This window comes from Mycolicibacterium pulveris (assembly GCF_010725725.1).
GTDB classification, from domain to species: Bacteria; Actinomycetota; Actinomycetes; order Mycobacteriales; family Mycobacteriaceae; genus Mycobacterium; species Mycobacterium pulveris.
The window spans coordinates 3,212,360-3,235,757 of record NZ_AP022599.1; the positions used below are offsets into that span (position 1 = coordinate 3,212,360).

The following is a 23,398-nucleotide window of genomic DNA, read 5'->3' on the forward strand; positions in this document are numbered from 1 at the left end:
TCCTAGGTGGCCAGCCGGGCGCGCAGCTCGCGCTTGAGCACCTTGCCGTAGCTGTTCTTCGGCAGCTCGTCGATGAACTCGTAGCGTTTGGGCCGCTTGAACCGGGCGATGCGCTCGAGCAGGTGCGCGTCCAACTCGCCCGCCGAGGCCGACCCGACGATGAATGCGACCACGACCTCGCCCCACTCCTCGTCCGGGGCTCCGACGACCCCGGCCTCGGTGACCCCGGGGTGTTCGAGCAGCGCCTCTTCCACCTCGCGCGGATAGATGTTGCTGCCGCCGCTGATCACCACGTCCTTGGAGCGGTCCCGCAGCGTGAGGTAGCCCCGCTCGTCGAATGAGCCCATGTCGCCGGTGTGCAGCCACCCGTTCTTCAGCGTCGCCCCGGTGGCCTCCGGGTTGTTCCAGTAGCCCGACATGACAACGTCACCGCGGCAGACGATCTCGCCGATCTCACCGGTGTCGGCCCGGGTGCCGTCGGCGCGCAGCACCGCGACGTCGACGCCGGAGCGCGGATAGCCGACGGAGCCGAGGATCGCGTCGTCGGCGTCGATGTGGTCTTCGCGGCGCAGGCCGGTGATCGTCATCGGGGCCTCGCCCTGCCCGTAGAGTTGCACGAAGATCGGGCCGAACGCGGCCATCGCCTTCTTGAGGCTGTCGACGTACATCGGTCCGCCGCCGTAGACCACGGTGCGCAGGTTGCGCGGGCAGGCGCGGCCCGTCTGCACCAGCCGCTGGACCATGGTGGGCGCCAGGAACGCGCTGCAGCCGGGATGGTGCTCGCAGAGGTCGAGGAACTCGTCGGGTTCGAACGCCGCGGACTCCGGCAGCACCTGCCGGGCGCCGCGCAGCACGTACGGCGGGATGTAGAGTCCCGACCCGTGCGACATCGGCGCACCGTGCACCAGGCTGCAATCGGCATCCGGGGAGTCGAAATCGGCCAGATGCGCGACGGTCATCGCCATCAGGTTGCGGTGCGACAGCATCGCGCCTTTGGACCGCCCGGTGGTCCCGCTGGTGTAGAAGAGCCACGCCAGCGCCGCCGGGTCGGTGTCGGTCGGCGCGGCGATGGGCGACGCGTCCAGGCGCTGCGAATAGCTTGTGCCGCCGATGACTTCGACGTCTGACAGCCCTTCGGAAAGCTTGGGCGAGGCGAACACGAGCGCTGCCCCGGAGTCCTCGAGGATCTGCTCCATCTCGCGCGGGTGCAGCTTGTAGTTCAGCGGCACGTAGACACACTCCGCCGCCCAGACGGCGAACATCAACTCGATGATCTCCGGGCGGTTCTCGCTGGCGACGGCGACGCGGGTGCCGGGCGGCCCCAGCGTCGTGGCCAGGCGCAGCGCCCGGTCCCTCAACTCCTTCCAGGTATGCAGTTGGCGCTCACCGCAATACACCGCACCGCGGTCAGCGTGCCGGCTGGCGGCCTGGTCGAGCAGTCCGAACAGGTTCACGGCCTCACCTCGCCACCCACTCGGAATTCAGCGCGAAGTCCGACAGGTACTTGGTCGAACTCCATCCGCCGTCGACAACGATGGTCTGCCCGTTGATGAAACTCGCGCCGTCCGAACACAGGAACGCCACGGTGCTCGCCACGTCATCGACCTCGCCGAGCCGCGGATACGGCGTCATCTCGGTGTTGATCTTGCGGAACCGCTCGTCCTCGAGACGGCTGGCCACCATCGGGGTCAGCGTCACCCCGGGCGCGACGGCGTTACAGCGGATGCCCTGCGGGCCGTACTGACAGGCGATGTGCTGGGTCAGCGACGTCAGCCCGCCCTTGGCCGCCGAGTACGCCCCGCCGCGCAACCCACCGACGACCGCGAACGTCGACGTCACGTTGACGATCGCCGAGCCGGGTTTCATGTGCACGATCGCGTCGCGCGCCAGCCGGAACGGCGCCCGCAGCATCAAACCCAGGAAATAGTCCAGTGTTTCGTCGTCGGTCTCGTGCAGCGGCTTGGGGCTGCCGACCCCGGCATTGTTGACGAGGAAGTCGATGCGGCCCCACCGGTCCAGGGCGGTCTGCACGATCCGCTGCGGCGCGTCATCGGTGGTCAGGTCGACGGCGACGGTGGCCACCCGGTCCGGATCCCCGATCGCGGCTTGCAGTTCGGCGAGCCTGCTCTCGTCGCGGCCGGTGCCGACGACGGCGATGCCCGCCTCGGCGAGCTTGGTCGCGCAGCCGAAGCCGATGCCGCTACTTGCCCCCGTCACGATCGCTACCTGCATGTCGATCCACCCCCGCTCGTGAGCGTTGCCTGAATTTGATGTTTGAGAATCTTGCCCGCGTCGTTCTTCGGCAGGTTGTCCCACACCACGACCTGCTCGGGAATCTTGAACTTCGCCAGCCCTTCACGCAGCAGCAGGTCGCGCAGCCCATCCAGGTCCGGCGGCGGCTGATCCGATGCGACGATCACCGCGCACGCCCGCTCGCCGGTGCGCTCGTCGGGCACACCGACCACGGCGATCTCGGCGATGCCGGGATGCGTGGCGAGGAGGTCCTCGACCTCCTTGGGGGAGATGTTCTCGCCGTTGCGGATGATGATGTCCTTCGCGCGGCCGGTGACCACCACGTGATCGTCGACCCAGCGACCCAGATCCCCTGTGCGGAAATAGCCTTCGTCGTCGAACGCTGCGACCTCGTCGTCGGCATGCAGATAGCCGACGAGCATCTGCGGGCCGCGCGCGCGGATCTCGCCGTCGACCAGCTTGACGTCGGCGATGCCGGGTCGGCCGTCGGTGTCGGCCGCGTGCTCGACGCTGTTCAGCGAGCCCACGGTCGTGACCGGCACCTCGGTGGAGCCGTAAACCCGTGACACCGCGGCGCTCTCGAGGTAGTCGGTGGCTCGCCGGATCAACGACGGCGGCACGGAGGCGCCTCCGCAGATGAACACCTTCAGGTCGGGCAGCCGCGTGTCGGCCTTCTCCGCCGCGGCCAACAGCCCGACGAGAAACGGTGTGGCCCCGGCCATGTGCGTGATGCGCTCCTTGTGCATCAACGACACGGCTTGATCGGGGTTCCAGCGATCCATCAACACCGCCGTGCTGCCCAGCAGCAGCGGGCATTCGAACGCATAGATCGACCCGCCGATATGCGCGATCGGCGACGGCACGAGGAAGGTGTCACCGGGCTCGACGCGCCAGTTGTCGCCGATCTGGCGGATCAGCGCGTGAATCGAGTTGTGGGTGTGCAGAACCCCTTTGGGCCGGCCGGTGGTGCCCGACGTGTAGAGGATCATGCGCACGGCGTCGGGGTTGAGCACCGGTAACACCGTCGTGCCCGGCTCTTCGAGCAGCGAGGTGTACGGTGTGTGCCCGCGAACGTTCCTTACCGCTCGAAGTTCCGGCGATTCTTCGAGCGGTAAGGAACGTTCGGCGCCCCCACCAGCGCCCCCATCCCGCACCACAACCACTTCCGGCGGTGCGGCCATCGCCGCGGTGACCCGCTCCAGCATGGCGGCGTAATCGTGGTTGCCGAATACCGAGGGTATGAAGATCGCCCTGGTGTCGGCGTCGGAGAGGATGAACTGCAGTTCCCGGTCGCGCAGCGAGGGCAGGATCGGGTTCACCACCATGCCGGCCAAGGTCGCGCCCAGGTAGACGACGGCCGCCTCGTGCCAGTTCGGCAGCATGAACGACACCACGCTGCCCGCGGGCATGCGCGAGGTGAGCGCATGCGCCAGCGCGGTGGCCTGCTCGTGCAGGCCCTGACAGTCCAGCCGAATATCGCCGTCCACCAACACCGTTCGCTGCGGTGTGGTCTTGGCCGCGTTCCGAAGGGAGTCGGCCAGGGTCTCGTGCACCCACAGCCCACGCCGATAGGCGTCGGCCGCGCGGGCCTCGTCGACCCTCACGGGGCGGCCTGCCCCTTGATGCGGCGCATGGTCATCGTGTGCCGGTAGCGCGATGACGGATGGGTGTTGATGGTGACCTGCGCGATCTCCCCGTCCGACGTCTTGTACGTGCGCCGCATCTCCAAAGCGGCGGTGCCTGCTCGCATCCGCAGCGCGTCGGCCAGGGTGTCGGTGGCGGCGACGGCCGAGATCTCCTGGTGCACCTCGACGATGCTCACCCCGAACAGGTCCTCGATCAGGGGGAAGATCGGTCCGGAATGGCGTTGCAGCAGTCGGCCCACCGCGGCGAACGCGCGGTTGATGTAGTACTCGGTCACGCAGACCGGGGTGCTGCTCGCGTCGGCCCGCCGGTGCCCGCGCACGGCGAGCCACTGCGAGCCGGCCGCCAACCCGGTCTTGTCGGCGAGTTCGTCGTCGATGGTGACCATCGCGTTGAACTCGATCTCCAGCTGCGCACCCGCGGCGAACGCGAGCAGGTCGTCGATCGACATCACGTCCTGGGCATAGGAATTCGCCGCGGGACGCGGCACCACGAGCGTGCCCGCGCGCGGCCGGGATGCGACCAGGTTGTCGTCGCGCAGCCTGCGCAGCGCCTCGCGGATGGTGTAGCGGCTGACCTCGAACCGCTCGCACAGCTGCTGCTCGGTGGGAAGTTGTGATCCCACCGGATACACCCCGTCGACGATCTCCTTCCGCAGGGTGCGTGCCACCTGCAGGTACCGGTGGTCGGCGGGGTTGACGGTCATGTCCCGGTCCGGCGCAGCGCCAGCACACTTCCGTCGCCGTCGGCCGCGACGTACAGCGTGCCGTCGGCTCCCATGGTGATGCCCGCGAACGGACCCTGAGGTCCCGAGAACGGCGGCATTCCCTTGAGCGGCTTGGGCTCCACGCCGGGCGGAGCGCCGACCGGAAGGCCCGAGGCGATCGTGGTGCGCACCTTGCTGCCCAGGTCGAACGCGACGAGCTCTTTGGCTCCGGCGTCGACGATGTAGAGGACGCCGTCAGCGACATGGATTCCCTGCGGCCGCTGCAGCCCGTCGACGACCGTTTCGGACGAATCGGTCAGCCGCACCACCCGGCCGGCGCCGGATTCGGCGACCAGCGGGCGCCCGTCGCCGTCGAACACGACCCCCACCGGATCCTGTAGCCCCGACGCCAGCACCTCGGTGCTGCCTGACCGCAGCGAGTGCACCCGGCCGGTGCCGAGTTCGGCGAACACGATGTCGCCGTCGGGCCCGACCGCGACGCCGTAGAGCTGGTCGAATCCATCAGCGAGATAATCGGTCTCGCCGTCGGCGGGGCGGTACCGGCCGATCTGGCCGCCGGAGGTGGCGACTACGAAGGCGCCCGCCCCAACGGGTGCCAATCCGCGCAGGAAGCCGGGATAGCCCGGCGTGAACAGCATTCCGACGGTCCGTAGCGACCCGTGGGATTCGACGGCATAGAAGTAGGTGCCGTCGGCGACGTAGAGGGTGCCGTCGTCGCCGACCGCCAGATCCAGCGGCCAGTTCAGGCCACCGGGCAGCACCGTACGGGTCTGGCCGGTGCTGGAGATCTCGGTGAGCTCACCGGTGAAGTTGGAGACCACCACCCGATCGCCGACCAACGTGAGGTTGTCCAGCCCCGGGGTGAGCTGCGCCAGCAGCGTCTTGTCACCCGTGCGCGGGTCGATGCGCAGCACCTGCCCGCTGGCCACCTGGGTCGACACGATAAAGCCCTGCGGGTCGAACTTCACCGCATCCGGAACGCCCAGATCCGCGGTAACCCGTTGCGGCTCAGCATGTTCACCGGCGTTCGGGTCGACGCGCCAGATCTCGTTGGCTGTCATCAGCGGGTAGTACAGCCAGCCGTCTGGGCCGACCTCCATCGCGTTGGGCGAGGCGAGATCGGTCAGCAGAATCTGTGCGGCGCCGGTGGCGCGATCGAGTTCCATCAACCGCCCGCCGTCACGGCACTCGTTGATGAACAGCCGGTCCTGATACACGGTGATGCCGTTGGCGCAGGGCAGGTCGTCGCGCAGCACGCGGGTCTGGCCGCGGGGATCGCGCACGCTGACCCGTCCGTCCATCACCTCGGTGGCGTATAGGTTGCCGCTGGTGTCGAAGGCGACGTCGTCGGGTGCCACGATGTCGCCGCCCTTGGCGCTGATGGTGGCCAGTTGGCCGGTGCCCAGATCTAGGGCGCTGATCTGGCTTCCGGTCACCTGAGCGACGTAGACGCGTCCGTCGGGTCCGGTGCGCAGACCGTTGGCGCCGAACAATCGGCTCGGGGCGGTGAGGCGCTGCAGCTGCCAGCCCTCGGTGACGGTCGGATTCGGCCCGGTGTAGCGGGCCTGTGGGAGCGACCCCGTCGCGGATGGCGTCATGACCTCGGACGTTATCAAGCTCTATTAGTCCAGACAATAGCCTTCATTACCAGCTCAGCCACTCTTGACTGACAGATCGGCCCTGCGGAATAGTGTTCTGCAATATGCAGAGCACCGTATCTTGTCCGGACAAATAGCGTGACCGAGCTTCTGAGGCTGGACGGCCGCATCGTCGTGGTGTCGGGGGCCGGTGGCGGCGGCATCGGCACCACCGTGACCCGGATGGCCGCGCAGGCCGGCGCCACGGTGGTGGCGGTCAGCCGGTCCAAGGAGAACCTCGACGAACACGTCGCGCCGCTGGCCGCGCAGGGGCTGGCGGTGGTGCCGGTGGCCGCCGACGCGTCGACCGACGAGGGCATCGACACCGTGCTGGATCAGGTGCGCCGCACCGAGGGCACCCTGTACGGCCTTGTCAACATCGCGGGCGGCGCGGCGCCCGCGACGTGGATGCCCGCCACCCGGGTGACCCGCGACGACTGGCGGGCGTTGTTCGCCGCCAACCTCGAAACGGCGTTCTTCATGGGCCGGGCCGTCGCCGCCGAGATCCGACAACAGGGCAACCCCGGGTCGATCGTGTCGGTGTCGTCGATCAGCGGCATGAACACGGCGCCCTTCCATATCGCCTACGGCACCGCCAAGGCCGCCGTCGCCGCGATGACGCGCACGATGGCCGTCGAGCTGGCGCTCGACAACATCCGCGTCAACGCCGTGGCGCCGGGAGTGACCGAAACGGCCGCGTCGCGCACCTACGTCGACGAGGACCCAGACCGTGACCGTCGCGCGATCGCGATGGGCCGTCGCGGCCGGCCGGAGGAACAGGCGGGCGCGATCCTGTTTCTGCTGTCCGACCTGTCGAGCTACATCACCGGTCAGACATTGCTCGTCGACGGTGGGCTGAACCTCAAGTGGACGCATCTGGACGCCGACAACACCTCGTTGTTCCTCAAAGACGAATCCTTCCGCACCGAGATCAAGCGGTTTTAGGAGAACCCATGACCGATCTGGAAACACAAGTCGCCGACGAGCTTTCCGAGCCGATGACGATTCCCGTGGAGGCCTACATATCCGAGGAGTACGCCCGCGCGGAACGCGACAGGCTATGGCGCAGGGTCTGGCAGCAGGTCGGCCGGGTCGAGGAGCTTCCCGAGGTGGGCAGCTATCTGACCTACGACATCCTCGACGACTCGATCATCATCGTGCGCACCGGGCCCAACGAGTTTCGGGCGCACCACAACGTGTGCATGCACCGCGGCCGCCGGCTCGTCGACACCCCGGAGGGCGCGAAGAACGCCTGCGGGCGGGCCCGCAAGTCCTTCGTGTGCGGATTCCACGGCTGGACATACGGTCTCGACGGCGCCTGCACCCACATCCGCGAACAGGACGACTGGAAGGGCGCACTGACACCGCAGAACACCCACCTCGTTCCCGTTCAGGTGGACACCTGGGGCGGGTGGCTGTTCATCAACATGGACCCCGACTGCGAACCGTTGGCCGACTACCTGTTCCCCGCGGCCAAGATCCTCGACCCGTTCGGGCTGGAGAAGATGCGCTACCGCTGGCGCAAGTGGCTGTACTTCGACTGCAACTGGAAGGTCGCGCTGGAGGCCTTCAACGAGACCTACCACGTGTTCACCACCCACCCGGAGTTCAACAAGTTCGGTGAGTTCAGGGGCTGGGCCAAGGCGCAGGGCAAGCACAGCAACATCGGCTACGACGCGCCGAAAGACATGGAGGCCACCAAGTCCAAGATCCGGTTGGGCACCGGTGACGATCCCCGCGTCTCCACCGCCGAGATGCAGATGTACACCTGGGAGCAGACCAACGCCACCACCACCGAGACTCTGGTCAACGCCGCCAAGCGTCTGGTGGACGAACTGCCCGAGGGCACCCCGCCGGACAAGGTCCTCGAGCACTGGCTGGCCTCGGCCCGTCGCGACGACGAGGCTCGCGGGGTGATCTGGCCGACCATCCCGGCCGACATCCTCGGGCAGGCGGGCACCGCGTGGCAGATCTTCCCGAACTTCCAGATCGGCCAGGGTCTGACCACCGCGCTGTGCTACAGCGCGAAACCGCATCCCAGCTACGATCCCAACAAGTGCATCTTCGAAGTCGCCACGTTCGAGCTGTTCCCTAAAGGCCAAGAACCGCAGACCGAGTGGGAGTACACGCCCAAGGACAGCCCGAACTGGCTCTCTGTGCTGCCGCAGGACTTCTCCAACATGGCCGCGGTGCAGCAGGGCATGAAGTCGCTCGGCTTTCCCGGCACCAGGCCCAACCCCTATCGCGAACGCAGCACCGTCAACCTCCACTACCAACTGTCCAGATACATGGGCACCGGCGAACCACAGGAGCTTTCAGACTGATGACCGAGACACTTGGTACCTCCGCACAGCCGTGCGGTCCGACGGACACCCCCGACGACGTCGACATCGATGCGCTGCGGGAGAAGTACGCCCAGGAGCGCGCCAAGCGACTGCGTCCGGAAGGCTCCAAGCAGTACGTCGAGCTGACCGACGACTTCGCGGGCTACTACGAAGTCGACCCCTACACGCCGGTCACGCCGCGTGACCCGATCACCGAGGACATCGACGTCGCGGTGCTGGGCGGTGGCTTCGGCGGACTGCTGTCCGCGGCGTACCTGAAGAAGGCCGGGGTGGACGACGTCCGCATCATCGAACTCGGCGGCGACTTCGGCGGGGTCTGGTACTGGAACCGCTATCCGGGGATCCAGTGCGACAACGAATCCTATTGCTACATCCCGATGCTCGAAGAGCTCGACTTCATGCCGTCGAAGAAGTTCGCCGACGGCACCGAGATCTACGAGCACTGCCGGCGCATCGGAAAGCACTTCGGGCTCTACGACGGCGCGATCTTCTCCACCCAGGTGCGCAACCTGAGCTGGGACGAGGAGATCAACCGGTGGCGGATCAGCACCAACCGCGACGACGACATCCGCGCCCGCTTCGTCGTCATGGCCTCCGGTCCGTTCCACCGGCCGAAACTGCCTGGCATCCCAGGCATCAAGGACTTCAAGGGGCACAGCTTCCACTCGTCGCGGTGGGACTACGACTACACCGGCGGTGACAGCACCGGAAACCTGCACAAGCTGGCCGACAAGCGGGTCGCGGTCGTCGGCACCGGCGCCACCGCCATCCAGATCGTCCCGTATCTGGCCAAGGACTGCCAGCACCTGTATGTGTTTCAACGCACCCCGTCCACGGTCGACGAACGCAACAACGCGCCGACGGATCCGGAGTGGGTGAAGTCGCTGAAGCCCGGCTGGCAGAAGGAGCGGCAGCGCAACTTCCACGCCTGGACCTTCGAGGGCATGGCGTTGGGCCAGCCGGATCTGGTGTGCGACTTCTGGACTGAGCTGGGCCGCAACACCGCCGCACGGGTGATGGCGCTCGAGGATCCGGCGTCGCTGACCCCCGAGCAGTTCATGGCGATCCGTGAGGAAGAGGACTACAAGATCATGGAGCGGCTACGCCGCCGGATCGCCGAGATCGTGAAGGACCCCGACACCGCGGAGGCGCTCAAGCCCTACTACCGCTTCCTGTGCAAGCGACCGCTGTCCAACGACGAGTATTTACCCACCTTCAACCGGCCCAACGTCACCCTGGTCGACGTGTCGGAATCCAAAGGCGTCGAACGGATCACGGAGAAGGGCCTGGTCGCCAACGGCCAGGAGTACGAGGTCGACTGCATCATCTACGCCAGCGGCTTCGAGATCACCACCGACATCAGCAGGCGGTATTCGATCGAGGCCATCGAGGGCCGCGACGGGCTGTCGCTCTACGACTACTGGCGCGACGGGTACAAGACCCTGCACGGCATGACCAGCCGTGGCTTCCCCAACCAGTTCTACACCGGTTTCACGCAAGTCGGCATCTCGGCGAACATCGCGTCGAACTACGAACTGCAGGGTGAGCACATCGCCCACATCATCGCCGAGGCGCTGAAGCGCGGCGCCACCACGGTGGAGCCGACGCAAGAGGCTCAGGACCAGTGGTGCCAGACGATCCGCGACACCGCCGTCGACACCTCGGCCTTCGACGCGTCCTGCACGCCCGGCTACTACAACAACGAAGGCGGTGGCGGCGGGGAGGGGCTGCGGTCCCATCTCGGCGAGCCCTACGGCCCGGGCTTCTATGCGTTCGGCGACCTGCTCAAAGAGTGGCGCGACAAGGGTGACCTAGATGGGCTCGTCCTCGGAACCTAGCGATTTGTGTGCGTCTGAGCGCGCTGAGCCCTCGTCTTCGCACCCAAATCGCAGGTTGAGATTCGACGGCCGCGTCGCCGTCGTCACCGGAGCCGGTCGCGGACTGGGTCGCTCCTACGCCATGCTGCTGGCCGAGCGCGGCGCCAAGGTCGTCGTCAACGATCCCGGCGGCAGCATCACCGGCAGCGGTTCCGACGCGGGGCCCGCCGAGGACGTGGTGCGCGAAATCGCCGCGTCCGGCGGGGAAGCGGTGGCCAACACCGACTCCGTCGCCACGCCGGACGGCGGCAAGGCGATCATCGACGCCGCACTCGAACGCTACGGCCGTGTCGACATCCTCATCCACAACGCCGGCAACGTCCGTCGCGCGGCGTTGCGACAGATGAGCTACGACGACTTCGACGCCGTCGTGGACGTCCACCTGCGTGGTGCGTTCCATGTGGTGCGGCCTGCGTTCCCACACATGTGCGACGCCGGCTACGGCCGTATCGTGTTGACCTCGTCCATCGGCGGCTTGTACGGCAACCATCAGGTTGCCAACTACGCGGCGGCCAAGGCCGGGGTCATCGGGCTGTCCAACGTCGCCGCGATGGAAGGCGCCGCCGACGGCGTCACCAGCAATGTCATCGTGCCCGCCGCCGTGACCCGTATGGCCGAAGGCATTGACACGTCGGCATATCCGCCGATGGGACCGGAGCTGGTCGCCCCGGCGGTGGGCTGGCTCGCGCACGAGACGTGCTCGGTCACCGGCGAGGTGTTCATCGCGTTGGCCGGACGGGTCGCCAGGGCGTTCATCGCCGAAACCCCCGGCGTATACCGGGCGTCGTGGTCCGTCGAGGATGTCGCCGAGCAGATCGCGACCATCCGCGACACCTCCAACCCGCTGACCTTCCCCGTGGTGCCCGACGGGCACGGGGATCACATCCGGTACAGCTTCGCGATGGCCACCCAGGGAGCGCTTCATGGCTAGCGGTCCGCTCAAAGGTATCCGTGTCGTCGACCTCACCGCGATGGTGATGGGTCCCTACTGCACCCAGATCATGGCCGACATGGGTGCCGACGTGATCAAAGTCGAGCCGCCGCAAGGCGATAACACCCGATACATCTCGGTGGGCCCGGCACCCGGGATGAGTGGTGTGTTCGTCAACGTCAACCGCGGCAAGCGCAGCGTCGTCATCGACCTGCAGACCGACGCGGGCAGGACCGCGATGCGTGCCCTGATCCAAACGGCCGACGTGTTCATCCACTCGATGCGGTCGAAGGCCATCACCAAGCTGGGGCTCGACTATCAGAGCGTCGCCGAGATCAACCCCTCGATCGTCTACACCAACTGCTACGGCTACAGCAGGCGCGGGCCGGAACGCGACCGGCCCGCCTACGACGACACCATCCAGGCCGAGTGCGGAATCCCCGCCGTGCAACAACAACTCACCGGCGAAGCCGACTATGTCGGCACCATCATGGCCGACAAGGTGGCCGGCCTGACCGCGCTGTACGCGACGACCATGGCGCTGTTTCATCGCGAGCGCACGGGAGAGGGGCAGGAGGTCGAGGTCGCCATGTTCGAGACCATGGCGGCGTTCATGCTGGTCGAACATGCCAACGGCGCCATGTTCGACCCACCCCTCGGGCCGGCGGTGTATCCCCGCACGGTGGCGCCCAACCGCAGGCCCTACCGCACCCGGGACGGCTACATCGCCGCGCTGATCTACAACGACAAGCATTGGGATGCGTTCGTCGACGCGGTGAAGCCCGCATGGGTCAACGATTCTTACGCGACCCTGGAGTCACGGGCCCGCGACATCGACACCGTGTACGGGTTGCTGGCCGAGACGATGAAGGAACGCACCACCGCCGAATGGTTGAAGTTGTTCGGTGAGCTGGAGATTCCGGCGGCACCGCTGAACTCGCCCGACGCGTTGTTCGACAATGCGCACTTGAACGAGGTGGGGTTGTTCGAGACCGTCGACACGCCGCACGGTCCGGTGCGCTTTCCCGGTGTGCCGACGTGGTTTTCGCGCACGCCGGGCGCCGTCGCGGGCCCGGCCCCCGAACTCGGCGCGGACACCGCGGAGGTGCTCGAGGAACTGGGTTTGGCAGGTGCCGACCATGCGCTTTGACATGGGCGAGAAGGCCGCGGCGCTGCGCGCCGAGCTGCGTTCGCTGGTGACGGACAATGTGCCGGAACACTATCTGGGCGCGTTCACCGACGACCCGGAGGATCTGGAGGTCGCGCAGCGGTTCTGCAGGCTGCTTGCCGAGCGCGAACTGCTGTGTCTGGCATGGCCGAAGGAGTTCGGCGGCGGCGGAGCATCGGTGTGGGAACAGACCGTGGTCCGCGAGGAGATGTGGGCGCACCACGAGCCCAGGGGCGCACAGTACATGGGTGTCAACTGGGTGGGTCCGATCATCATGCGCCACGGCACCGAAGAGCAGCAGCGCAAGCATCTGCCGCCGATCGCCCGCGGAGAGGTGATCTGGTGCCAGGGCTTCTCGGAACCGGAGGCGGGTTCGGATCTGGCGTCGCTGCGCACCAGCGCACGCCGAGATGACGACGGCTGGCTGGTCAACGGGCAGAAGATCTGGACGTCGTACGCGACGATGGCGCAGTGGTGCTTCCTGTTGGCGCGCACCTCGCACGGCGAACGTAAACAGCAGGGGCTCACGATCTTCCTTGTCCCCATGGATGCTCCGGGGATTCAGGTCCGGCCGATCCGCACCATGTTGGGTCCGCATCATCTCAACGAGGTGTTCTTCGACGATCTGCGGGTCACCGAGGACGCCGTGCTCGGCACGGTGGACCAGGGCTGGTCGGTGGTGCAGGACGTGATGGCTTTCGAACGGGTCGGGATCGCGCGGTACGCGCGATGTGAACGGCTGCTGGCCGCCGCGCCCGTCGTGCTCGGCGACGGCTGGGAAGACCTGCCCGCCGAGCTGCGAGGCAGATGGGTGCGGATGCTGACGCACTGCCGCCGCGCGCGGCTGATGGCGTATCGCGTGGTGTCGCTGCAGAGCAGCGGTCGGATCCGACCCGGCGACGCCGCGGCGTACCGGATCGCGGTCACCAAGCTCGACCAGGACAGCGCCGAGGTGCTGATGGACATCGCCGCCGAGGTGCCGCGCGATGCCCCGCGCGCCACCTGGTTCCTCGGCGAGGTCGACGATCACTGGCGCTACTCGCAGGCGTCGACGGTCTCATCGGGAAGCATCGAGATGCAGCGCATCCTGCTGTCCCGTGCGTTGTTGGCGGCGGCGAAATGAGCGAGATGATCCTCGACCTGTCCGACGACGCCAACGAATTCGGGCGTCAAGCGCAGCGGGCCTTCGAGGCAGCGGGCGGCGACGAGTTGCTGCAGCGGGCCGAGGCCAAACCGGATACCCGTGAGGCACTCGTGAGCGCCGTCCTCGACGAACTCGGCGCCTGGGACCTCGATCCCCGCACCGACGCCGACGGGCTCGAGGCCGCCGCGGCGCTGTGCCGCAGCGCCGGCTACTGGGGGCTGCCGTACCCGCTCGCGGAGCGGCTGGCCAAGCCGACCGACCTCGATGCCGACGGGTTGATCGTGGTGGCCGGGCCACGCCCGGCGGGGCCGGTGGCCGAACTCCAATCCCGCTGGATCGCAGTGACTCTGGACGGTGTCCGGCACCGGGTAAGCGGATTGGGCCCGGCCGGACCGGGGTTCGTCAGCGAGCTGGAGTTGGTCCGCGAGGACGACGGCGGCGCGGCCGACCTCGCCCTCGGGCTGGTGCTGCCGTGCTGGACGCTGCTGGGCATGCTCGACCGGGCGATCGAGCTGACCGTCGCCCACATCAGCCTGCGCAAGCAGTTCGGGCAGACCCTCTCGAGCTTCCAGGGTGTGCAGTTTCAGCTCACCGACGCCGAAGTCGAACGCAGCGGGCTCGACATCCTGGCCAAGTACGCTCTGTGGAGCATTCAAGATGCCCGGCCCGAGGTGGTGAACGACGCCCTGGCACTGAGGATGTCGGCGCTGGAAGCCGCCGAGGTGGTGTTCCGGGTCTGCCACCAGCTGCACGGCGCGGTCGGCTTCTGCGACGAGACCACGCTGTCGTGGCTGTCGCGGCACAGCCAGCCGTTGCGGCGGCTGCCATTGGGCCTGTCGGCAACACGTGACGAGCTGACCCGCAGCGCGGGCCGGGCCGGACTGACGGGGCTGTACGCATGAAGGTCGTCGTGATCGGCACGGGCTTCGGCAAGCACGCCGCGGCCCCGGCCTATCAGAGCGTGGGCTTCGACGTCGAGGTGGTCAGCCCCCGCGACGAGGCCGCGGTGAAGGCGGCGCTGGCGGCCGACGTCGATCTGGTCTCCGTGCACTCGCCACCGTTTCTGCACCTGCAACACGTCACGGCCGCGGTCGAGCACGGGCGTGCCGTGTTGTGCGACAAGCCGTTCGGACGCAACGCCGACGAGGCGATCGCGATGCGCGACCAGGCTCGGCGCGCCGGCGTCGCCAACTTCCTGAACTTCGAGTTCCGCTTCAACGAGTCATGGTCGATGCTCAAGAAGCTCGCCGACGACGGAACCATCGGCGCCCCCACGCATCTGCACTGGAGCTTCTTCGGCAGCGGGCTGCGCGGCCGCAAGCTCGGCTGGATCAACGACCGCGAGCTCGGTGGCGGCTGGATCGGTGCCTACGGCTCGCATCTGATCGACTTCACCCGCTGGCTGTTCGGCTGCGACATCGTCGACTGCGGCGGCGTCACCCGCACCGACATCCCCGGCGCCACAGCCGAAGACGGGTACTCGGCCTGGTTCCGGACCGCCGACGGGGCCACCGCCACCCACGACACCGGGTTCGCCGCCGCCGTGCCGTCGACGCCGCGCGTCACGCTGATCGGCAGCGAGGGCACCGTCGAGCTGACCGGCGACACCACGCTCGTGGTCCGACGCCCCGGCGAGGATCCCCAGACCACCGAGTTCGACCCGCCGCCGCGGCGCACCCCACCCCCGGCGCTGTCCACCTACTTCGGCAAGGTCGCCGAGGCGCTGCGCACCGGTGCCCCGATCGCCCCGTCGTTCGACGACGGCGTGGCCGTCGCGCGCGTCATGGATCAGCTCAAGGCCAACGCCTCATGACCGCCGAATCTGAACTTATGCACGGAATATCGCGGGATACGCCTGCACAAGCTGAGTTTCGGCGGCGGGTGCGGCAGTGGTGCGCCGAGCATGTCCCAGCCGATTGGCGTGCGAGCCAGACGGGCGCCACCGACGAGGAGTTCGTCGCCTTCCAGAAAGCCTGGTTCGCCGAGCTGCACCGCGCGGGGTTCGCCGTGCCGCACTGGCCGCAAGAATGGGGCGGCGGCATGTCGGTCGCCGATCAGGTCGTGCTGTATCAGGAGCTGGCCCGCCACGACGCGCCGCGGCTGGTGCTGGCCTTCGTCGGCATCCACCACGCCGCGTCCACGCTGCTGGCGGCGGGCACCGAGGAACAGCGGCGCAGGCATCTGCCCGCCATCCTCGACGGCGAGATCTGGGTGCAGGGCTTCTCCGAACCCGAGGCCGGCTCGGATCTGGCCGGCCTGCGCACCACCGCACGCAAGGTCGGCGACTCCTATGTGGTCGACGGCCAGAAGCTGTGGGCCAGCGGCGGAATGCACGCCGACTGGTGCCTGCTGCTGGCCCGCACCGATCCGGATGCGCCGAAACGCAAAGGCATCTCGTACTTCCTACTCGACATGACGACACCCGGCGTCGAGGTGCGCCCGATCCGCAACGCCGTCGGCGACTCGCACTTCTGCGAGGTCTTCCTCAACGACGTCGAGATCCCGGCGGCCAACCTCGTCGGCCCCGAGAACGCTGGCTGGCAGGTCGCCCAGGCCACGTTGGGCGCCGAGCGGGGCATGACCATGCTCGAGCTCGCCGAGCGGCTCGGCAACGCCGGCTTTCGCTGGCTGGTGGAGGCCAGCCCGGTCGACGACCCGATCGTCGCCGACCGGTTGGCGCAGTTCGAGACCGAGATCGCCGGGCTGCGGGCGCTGTGCCGAAAGCTCGTGGAGGACAGCACAACCGAGCAGCCCACGACCGGGCCCGCCGACGCATCGATCGTCAAGCTCTACTACAGCGAGCTGTTGCAGCGGATGACCGACTTCGGCGCCGAGGTCGGCGGCCTGGCCGCCCACACCGAGTTGGCCAAGCCGATGTCCAGCGGCTGGGAATCGGGTTGCTGGGTGCTGGACTTCATCGGCTCGTGGGAATGGACCATCCCCGGCGGGTCGAGCGAGATCCAGCGCACCATCATCGGCGAGCGCGGCCTCGGCCTGCCGCGAGAACCGAGCAGCGCATGATGGCCGAGTTCTCCGAGTTTCACGACGAGCTGCGCTCGGTGGCGCGCGATCTGCTCGGCAAGGACCGCACGGTCGACTGGGCGGCGCTCGTCGAGGCCGGCTGGGTGGGGCTGGAGGTGCCCGAGGAGTTCGGCGGCGCCGGTGCGACGTTCGAAGAGACCGCGATCATCTGTGAGGAGATGGGCCGCGCCGCCAGCGCCACCAGTTACCTGGGCAGTGCGGTGTTGGCCGTCGGCGCGCTGAACGCACTGCAGCCCAGCGACGTCCGCGACCAGTTGCTGCGCGACATCGCGTCCGGTTCGGCCCGGGTGGCCGTCGCGTTCGAGCCGCTCGAGTTCGTGCCCGACGCCGAAGACGCCGACCGGGTACTCGTGATCACCGACGGCGGCCTCGCCGAACCGGCGGTGACCGTGACCCCGCGGCCCGTCGTCGACGAGACCCGCAGGCTCGCAACGGTATCCCCAACGGAGCGCGACGGCGACGTGCTGTGCTTCGCCGGGGATTCCGCCGCCATTATCGCCAGGCTGCGCGACCGGGCCGCGGTCGCGATCGCCTGCGACAGCCTCGGGCTGAGCGAGGCGATGCTCTCGGCGACCGTCGACTATGCGAAGGTGCGCCAGCAGTTCGGCAGGCCGATCGGCTCGTTCCAGGCCGTCAAACACGCCTGCGCCGACATGCTCGTCAGCATTGCCGTCTCCCGCCGGCTCGTCGCCGCCGCGGTGCACGCCGTCGCCGCCGACGACCCGGACGCCGGCGTCGCCGCGGCGATGGCCAAATCGCACGCGTGCGGCGCGGCCGTCGACATCGCCGGCAAAGCCATGCAGCTGCACGGGGGCATCGGTTACACGTGGGAAAGCGGCGTCCACGTCTACCTCAAACGCGCCGCGCTCAACCGTTCCCTGTTCGGTTCGCCGACAGCACACCGTCAACGACTCGCACAACGCTATCGCTAACGCAATCAAGGAGTTTCACATGGGCGTACCGGTCTACAAGCGCATTCTCGACCTCTTCGAGGCCGAGGGGGTGAACACCCTGTTCGGCATCCCGGACCCCAATTTCGTGCACATGTTCGCCGAGGCCGACGCCCGCGGGTGGTCGGTGGTCGCGCCGCACCACGAGCTCAGCGCGGGGTTCATGGCCGAGGCGGCCTCGCGGATGACCGGCAAGCCGGGACTGTGCATCGGCACCCTCGGGCCGGGCATGGCCAACATCGCGGGGGCGATCCAGTGCGCGCTGGTCGAGAACTCGCCGGTGATCTTCCTCGGCGGGCAGCGCGCGCGCATCACCGAGCGGCGCGTTCGGCGCGGCCGTATCCAATTCGTGCAGCAGGAACCGCTTTTCGAGGCGTCGGTCAAGTACAGCAGTTCGATCGAGTACGCCGACCAGACCGACGAGATCATCCACGAGGCGATCCGGCGCTCGATGTCGGGCACACCCGGACCCAGCTACATCGAATTCCCCTCGCATGTGATCCTCGAAGAGCTCGACGTCGCAGACGCCCCGCCGCCCAACCGGTACCGCCTCGTCAACCAGGGGGCCGGGGCGCGTGAGGTGGCCGAGGCGGTGAAGCTGATCCGCGAGGCGAAGAGCCCGATCCTGCTCGTCGGCCACGGCGTACACACGTCGCGCACCCAGCAGGAGGTCAAGGAGTTGGCCGAGCTGATGGCGTGCCCGGTCATCCAGACCTCCGGAGGCACCTCGTACATCCCGGGGCTGCAGGACCGGACCTTCCCCTACCTGTTCTCCCCGGCCGCCAACGAGGCGGTCGAGGAATCCGACCTGTGTGTCGCGCTGGGAACCGAACTCGGCGAGCCCATGCACTACGGCCGCACCCAGCACTGGGCCGGCAACGACGCCAACCGCAAATGGGTGTACGTCGAGCAGGACCCGGCGGCCATTGGCGTCAACCGCTCGTTCGATGTGCCGCTGGTCGGTGATCTGCGCGGCGTCGTGCCGCAGCTTGTCGAGGCGCTGCGCGACACCCCGCGCGAACCGTCGGCCAACCTCGACAAGCTGGTCAAGGCCGACGCCGAAGAGCTTGCCCAACTCGCCGAGAACGCGCCGTCGGGGCGCACGCCGATTCATCCGGCGCGGTTCGTCGTCGAAGCCACCAAGGCGTTCAACGAACTCGAGGACGGCATCATGGTGCGCGACGGCGGCGCGACCGTGATCTTCCAGTGGACCTATTCGCAGTCCAAGCCGCGCGACGTGATCTGGAACCAGAACTTCGGGCATCTGGGCACCGGACTGCCGTATGCGGTCGGCGCCTCGATCGCCGAGGGTCGCAAGCGTCCGGTGATGTTGCTGACAAGCGATTCTTCGTTCCTGTTCCACATCGCCGAACTCGAGACCGCCGCACGGGAAGGGGTGCCGCTGGTGTGCGTGGTCGGTGTGGACCACCAGTGGGGCCTGGAGGTGGGCGTCTACAAGCGGACCTTCCCGCAGCCGTCGCCGCAGCCGGGCGTGCACTGGAGCAAGGACGTGCGGATGGACAAGATCGCCGAGGGCTTCGGCTGCCACGGCGAATACGTCGAGAAGGACGACGAGCTCGCACCGGCCATCGCCCGGGCCTACGCCAGCGGCAAGGTCGGCGTCGTGCACGTCTGCATCGACCCGAAGGCCAACTCCGAGGAGATGCCCAAGTACGACCGCTTCCGAACCTGGTATGCAGAAGGCACACAGTAGGCACGGATCTAGTAGAGAAGGTAGAGCCATGCGTGAGTATCTGAAGTTCTACATCGACGGCAAGTGGGTCGACCCGGTCCGGCCCAACACCCTCGACGTCGACAACCCGACCACCGAGGAAGTCTCCGGCCGGATCGCGCTCGGTTCCGCCGCCGACGTCGACGTGGCCGTGCAGGCGGCGCGCAAGGCGTTCGCCACCTGGTCACAGTCCAGCCGGGAGGAACGGCTCGACCTGTTGCAGACGATCCTGGCGGAGTATCAGAAGCGCTCCGATGATCTGGCCGACGCGGTCAGCGAGGAGATGGGCGCGCCCGCGTCCCTGGCGGCGGGGCCGCAGGTGGCGCTGGGGATGGGCCACCTGTCGACGGCCATCGACGTGCTGAAGAACTTCGCGTTCGAAGAGCAGCTCGGTTCCACGCTGGTGGTCAAGGAGCCGATCGGGGTCTGCGGCCTGATCACGCCGTGGAACTGGCCGATCAACCAGATCGCCTGCAAGGTTTTCCCGGCACTGGCGACGGGCTGCACGATGGTGCTCAAGCCGTCGGAGGTGGCGCCGTACTCCGCGCAGATCTTCACCGAGATCATCGACGCCGCAGGTGTTCCCGCCGGCGTATACAACCTCGTCTACGGCGACGGACCCGGCGTCGGCGCCGCGCTGTCCAACCACCCCGACATCGACATGGTGTCCTTCACCGGGTCCACCCGCGCCGGCATCGACGTCGCCCGCAACGCGGCCGCGACGGTGAAGCGGGTGACGCAGGAACTCGGCGGCAAGAGCCCCAACATCGTGCTCGACGACGACGACTTCGCCAAGAGCGTGGCCGCTGGCACGTCGGTGATGATGGTCAACAGCGGGCAAAGCTGCAACGCGCCGTCGCGCATGCTGGTGCCGAACTCGCGCATGGACGAGGCCATCGCGGTGGCCAAGGAGACCGCGGCCGCGGTGAAGGTCGGCGATCCGAACGATCCCAGGGCGCTGGGGCCGGTGGCGTCCAAGGCGCAGTTCGACAAGATCCAGGGGCTGCTGCAGAAGGGCATCGACGAGGGCGCGACGCTGGTCATCGGCGGCCCCGGGCGTCCCGACGGCCTGGACACCGGCTACTACGTCAAGCCGACGGTGTTCGCCAACGTCCGCAACGACATGACCATCGCCCGCGAGGAGATCTTCGGGCCGGTGCTGTGCATCATCGGCTACGACGACCTCGACCAGGCCCTCGAGATCGCCAACGACACCGACTACGGGCTGGCCGGCTACGTCTCTGGTGCCGACCTGGACCAGGCGCGCTCGGTGGCCCGCCGGATTCGCGCCGGTTCGGTGGCGATCAACCACGGCTTCGACATGACCGCGCCGTTCGGCGGATACAAGCGCAGCGGCAACGGCCGCGAGTGGGGTCAGTTCGGCTTCGAGGAGTATCTGGAGACGAAGTCGACGATGAACTACGCGCCGGAGGCCGCGGCCGGGTAGACGGCGCCATCGTGAGCGAAAAGTACGAATACGGGGTCGATTTCGATCGCATCGACGCGATCGACATCCACACCCACGTCGAGGTCGACTGCCACGGCCACAAGGCCTACACCGACGAGCTGATCGAGGCGACCGCGAAGTACTTCAAGCGGTCGCCCGGTCAGCTGTCGAGCGTCGACGCCGTCGCCGAGCTGTACCGGCAGCACAACACCGCGGCGGTGGTGTTCACCATCGACGCGCGCACCGGTATGCGCCATGTGCCCAACTCGATAGAGGACCTCGTCGCGGGGGCGGTGCGCAACCGCGATGTGTTGATCCCGTTCGGCAGCGTCGATCCGTGGCAGGGCCGCGCCGCGGTGCACCGGGTGCGCGAGCTCGTCGGCGAGTACGGCGTCAGGGGCTTCAAGTTCCACCCGAGCATGCAGGCCTTCGAGCCCAACGACCGCCGGTTCTACCCGATCTATGAGGCGATCACCGAGGCGGGTGTGCCCGCGCTGTTCCACACCGGGCAGACGGGCATGGGCTCGGGGCTGCCGGGCGGGGGCCGGGTCAAACTGCGCTACTCCGACCCGATGTTGCTCGACGACGTCGCCGCCGATTTCCCGGAGCTGACGATCGTGATGGCCCACCCGGCGGTGCCGTGGGTGGACTCGCAGATCGCGATCGCCGCGCACAAGGCGAACGTGTACCTCGACCTGTCGGGGTGGAGCCCGAAGTACTTTCCGCCCCAGCTGGTGCACGCCCTGGGCCGGCAGCTGCGGACAAAGGCGTTGTTCGGCACCGACTTTCCGTACATTCAGCTGGACCGGTGGCGCCGCGACTTCGAGGCGCTCGACATCGACGCGGCGGTGGTGCCGCTGGTCTACAAGGAGAACGCGCTGCGGGTCCTCGGGATCAGTTCGTAAACCGCGATGAGTTTTTCCGCCGGCGGTGGTCTGCACGGGTGATCGACCCACCTGATCCCGAAGGAGACCATCGTGCCCGTTCGCACTGCCGCCCCCGTCGGCGCACCGACCTGGATCGACCTCGCCAGCTCCGACCTCGAGCGCTCGAAGCAGTTCTACGGCGCGGTGTTCGGTTGGACGTTCGAGTCCGCGGGCCCGGAATACGGCGGCTACGTCACCGCGCTCAAGGACGGCAGGCCCGTCGCGGGGCTGATGCACAACGATCCACAGTGGAACAGCCCCGACGGCTGGACGATCTACTTCCACACCGCCGACATAAAGGCGACGCTGAACAGCGCCGTCGCCGCCGGCGCCATCACGTGCATGGAACCGGTGGAGCCGATGGAGATCAAGGACAAGGGCTGGATGGGCATGCTCAGCGACCCCGTCGGCGCGATGTTCGGGCTGTGGCAGCCGACCGGGCACCGCGGCTTCGAAGTGATCAACGAGGACGGCGCGCCGGTCTATCACCAGCTCACCACCCGCGACTACCGCAAGGCGCTGGACTTCTACCGCGACGTGTTCGGCTGGCAGACCGACACGGTGTCCGACACCGATGAATTCCGGTACGCCACAGCGTCGTTCGACGGTGAAGCTCTGCTCGGCGTGATGGACGGCTCGGGCCACCTCGATGAGGGGGTGCCGTCGACCTGGTCCTTCTTCCTCGGCGCCGACGACGTCGACAAGACGGTGCAGCTGATCGTCGACAACGGGGGCAGCGTCATCCGCGCTGCCGAGGACACGCCGTACGGCCGGTTGGCGGCCGTCGCCGACGCCACCGGCGCCGGCTTCAACCTGTCGTCGGTGTAGCTAGGCGATCATGCGGTGTTCGGGCCCGCCGACATACACCATGCCGGTCGGGGTGGCGGTGTTGACGGCGTTGACGACCGCATCGGCGAACGACGCGTCGACGGTGTCGCCGGACACCACCGTGAAATGCACACCGGCGCGGTGGAATTCCGACCGCATCGCGTACAGCGTGGTCTCGCCCGCCCACCTGCCCGCCGCGAGGGCGGTCTGCCCTTTCGGCACCGCCTTGAGCGGGTAGAAGTGGGCCTGGTGGTTGGTGACGAACACGATGCGTCCGCCCGACCGGATCAGCGGCAGGCCCATCACCACGAGACGCCGCTGGGCCTCGCGGTTGATCCGCATCGCGTGACCCGCGTGCGTGCCCGGCTCGAGGTGCACTGAGGCGTTGAGGACCACGGCGTCCAGCCGCCCGAAGCGCTCGGCGATGGTCTCGACCATGGCCGCGCTCTCGGCCTCGTCGGCGATATCGGCGCGCAGGCTGGATGCGCGGCCGCCTGCGTCGGTGATGGCGTCGACGACGGCTTGTGCGCGCTGGGCTGCGTTTCGGTAGTGCACGACGACGTGCGTGTCGGGGCCGGCGAGCCGCTGTGCGGATTCCGCGCCCACGCCTCGTGAACCACCGGTGACCAGGACGATCCGTTCAGCGGATTCCTTGTGCATGTCGGATCCCTTCTGTTGCGGCTATCCGTCAGCTGAGGAACACCGTACACCAAATTTTAAGAAAAATAAGGCCAAGGTAAGGTCACA

The 23,398-nt window shown here is 67.7% G+C and carries 20 protein-coding genes; 14 read left to right on the forward strand and 6 right to left on the reverse strand.

Annotated features, from left to right (window positions below):
• Nucleotides 1-2: 2 nt before the first annotated feature.
• The 5 genes from G6N28_RS15615 to G6N28_RS15635 are packed head-to-tail and all read right to left on the reverse strand — an operon-like array spanning nt 3 to nt 6,222.
• On the reverse strand, nt 3-1,454 hold the full coding sequence (locus G6N28_RS15615) for an acyl-CoA synthetase (RefSeq protein WP_163901739.1): 1,452 nt from the start codon (nt 1,452-1,454) through the stop codon (nt 3-5).
• A gap of 4 nt (nt 1,455-1,458) precedes the next feature.
• A complete protein-coding gene (locus G6N28_RS15620; RefSeq protein WP_163901741.1) occupies nt 1,459-2,232 on the reverse strand; it encodes an SDR family NAD(P)-dependent oxidoreductase in 774 nt (257 codons plus the stop codon).
• The gene (locus G6N28_RS15625; RefSeq protein WP_163901743.1) at nt 2,223-3,857 is read right to left on the reverse strand and encodes an AMP-binding protein; all 1,635 of its coding nucleotides are present in this window, start codon (nt 3,855-3,857) and stop codon (nt 2,223-2,225) included. Before G6N28_RS15625 ends, G6N28_RS15620 begins: the two co-directional genes overlap by 10 nt.
• Nucleotides 3,854-4,603: a GntR family transcriptional regulator gene (locus G6N28_RS15630; protein WP_163901745.1), complete on the reverse strand. Its 750-nt coding sequence runs from the start codon at nt 4,601-4,603 to the stop codon at nt 3,854-3,856. Before G6N28_RS15630 ends, G6N28_RS15625 begins: the two co-directional genes overlap by 4 nt.
• Nucleotides 4,600-6,222: a Vgb family protein gene (locus G6N28_RS15635; RefSeq protein ID WP_163901747.1), complete on the reverse strand. Its 1,623-nt coding sequence runs from the start codon at nt 6,220-6,222 to the stop codon at nt 4,600-4,602. Before G6N28_RS15635 ends, G6N28_RS15630 begins: the two co-directional genes overlap by 4 nt.
• Before the next feature lie 138 nt (nt 6,223-6,360).
• On the opposite strand from G6N28_RS15635, the gene G6N28_RS15640 reads away from it, so the two are divergent.
• The 14 genes from G6N28_RS15640 to G6N28_RS15705 all read left to right on the forward strand — a co-directional run bounded on the left by G6N28_RS15640 (nt 6,361) and on the right by G6N28_RS15705 (nt 22,651).
• Complete coding sequence (locus G6N28_RS15640) at nt 6,361-7,206, forward strand: SDR family NAD(P)-dependent oxidoreductase (RefSeq protein ID WP_163901749.1); 846 nt, start codon at nt 6,361-6,363, stop codon at nt 7,204-7,206.
• Nucleotides 7,207-7,214: 8 nt separating this feature from the next.
• The gene (locus tag G6N28_RS15645) at nt 7,215-8,585 is read left to right on the forward strand and encodes an aromatic ring-hydroxylating oxygenase subunit alpha (protein WP_163901751.1); all 1,371 of its coding nucleotides are present in this window, start codon (nt 7,215-7,217) and stop codon (nt 8,583-8,585) included.
• Nucleotides 8,585-10,444: a flavin-containing monooxygenase gene (locus G6N28_RS15650; protein WP_163901753.1), complete on the forward strand. Its 1,860-nt coding sequence runs from the start codon at nt 8,585-8,587 to the stop codon at nt 10,442-10,444. The genes G6N28_RS15645 and G6N28_RS15650 overlap by 1 nt, the downstream gene beginning before the upstream one ends.
• Nucleotides 10,445-10,499: 55 nt before the next feature.
• Nucleotides 10,500-11,414, forward strand: a complete 915-nt coding sequence (locus G6N28_RS15655; RefSeq protein ID WP_235674584.1) for an SDR family NAD(P)-dependent oxidoreductase — start codon at nt 10,500-10,502, stop codon at nt 11,412-11,414.
• Nucleotides 11,407-12,564, forward strand: coding sequence for a CaiB/BaiF CoA transferase family protein (locus tag G6N28_RS15660; protein WP_163901757.1), 1,158 nt, complete (start codon nt 11,407-11,409; stop codon nt 12,562-12,564). The genes G6N28_RS15655 and G6N28_RS15660 overlap by 8 nt, the downstream gene beginning before the upstream one ends.
• A complete protein-coding gene (locus G6N28_RS15665; protein WP_163901759.1) occupies nt 12,554-13,705 on the forward strand; it encodes an acyl-CoA dehydrogenase family protein in 1,152 nt (383 codons plus the stop codon). Before G6N28_RS15660 ends, G6N28_RS15665 begins: the two co-directional genes overlap by 11 nt.
• A 5-nt stretch (nt 13,706-13,710) precedes the next feature.
• A complete protein-coding gene (locus G6N28_RS15670; RefSeq protein ID WP_163906294.1) occupies nt 13,711-14,628 on the forward strand; it encodes an acyl-CoA dehydrogenase family protein in 918 nt (305 codons plus the stop codon).
• On the forward strand, nt 14,625-15,539 hold the full coding sequence (locus tag G6N28_RS15675; RefSeq protein ID WP_163901761.1) for a Gfo/Idh/MocA family protein: 915 nt from the start codon (nt 14,625-14,627) through the stop codon (nt 15,537-15,539). The genes G6N28_RS15670 and G6N28_RS15675 overlap by 4 nt, the downstream gene beginning before the upstream one ends.
• A complete protein-coding gene (locus G6N28_RS15680) occupies nt 15,536-16,747 on the forward strand; it encodes an acyl-CoA dehydrogenase family protein (protein WP_179962091.1) in 1,212 nt (403 codons plus the stop codon). Before G6N28_RS15675 ends, G6N28_RS15680 begins: the two co-directional genes overlap by 4 nt.
• Nucleotides 16,747-17,700, forward strand: coding sequence for an acyl-CoA dehydrogenase family protein (locus tag G6N28_RS15685; protein ID WP_179962092.1), 954 nt, complete (start codon nt 16,747-16,749; stop codon nt 17,698-17,700). Before G6N28_RS15680 ends, G6N28_RS15685 begins: the two co-directional genes overlap by 1 nt.
• Nucleotides 17,701-17,719: 19 nt before the next feature.
• On the forward strand, nt 17,720-19,432 hold the full coding sequence (locus tag G6N28_RS15690; RefSeq protein ID WP_163901765.1) for a thiamine pyrophosphate-binding protein: 1,713 nt from the start codon (nt 17,720-17,722) through the stop codon (nt 19,430-19,432).
• A gap of 28 nt (nt 19,433-19,460) precedes the next feature.
• Entirely contained in the window at nt 19,461-20,897 is a 1,437-nt protein-coding gene (locus G6N28_RS15695; protein ID WP_163901767.1) for an aldehyde dehydrogenase family protein, read from the forward strand.
• 8 nt (nt 20,898-20,905) lie between these two features.
• Nucleotides 20,906-21,802, forward strand: a complete 897-nt coding sequence (locus G6N28_RS15700) for an amidohydrolase family protein (RefSeq protein ID WP_163906297.1) — start codon at nt 20,906-20,908, stop codon at nt 21,800-21,802.
• A gap of 72 nt (nt 21,803-21,874) precedes the next feature.
• Nucleotides 21,875-22,651: a VOC family protein gene (locus G6N28_RS15705; RefSeq protein WP_163901769.1), complete on the forward strand. Its 777-nt coding sequence runs from the start codon at nt 21,875-21,877 to the stop codon at nt 22,649-22,651.
• On the opposite strand, the gene G6N28_RS15710 is transcribed toward G6N28_RS15705, so the two are convergent.
• Nucleotides 22,652-23,311, reverse strand: a complete 660-nt coding sequence (locus G6N28_RS15710; protein WP_163901771.1) for an SDR family oxidoreductase — start codon at nt 23,309-23,311, stop codon at nt 22,652-22,654. It abuts the gene before it with no gap.
• Between the last annotated feature and the right edge of the window lie 87 nt (nt 23,312-23,398).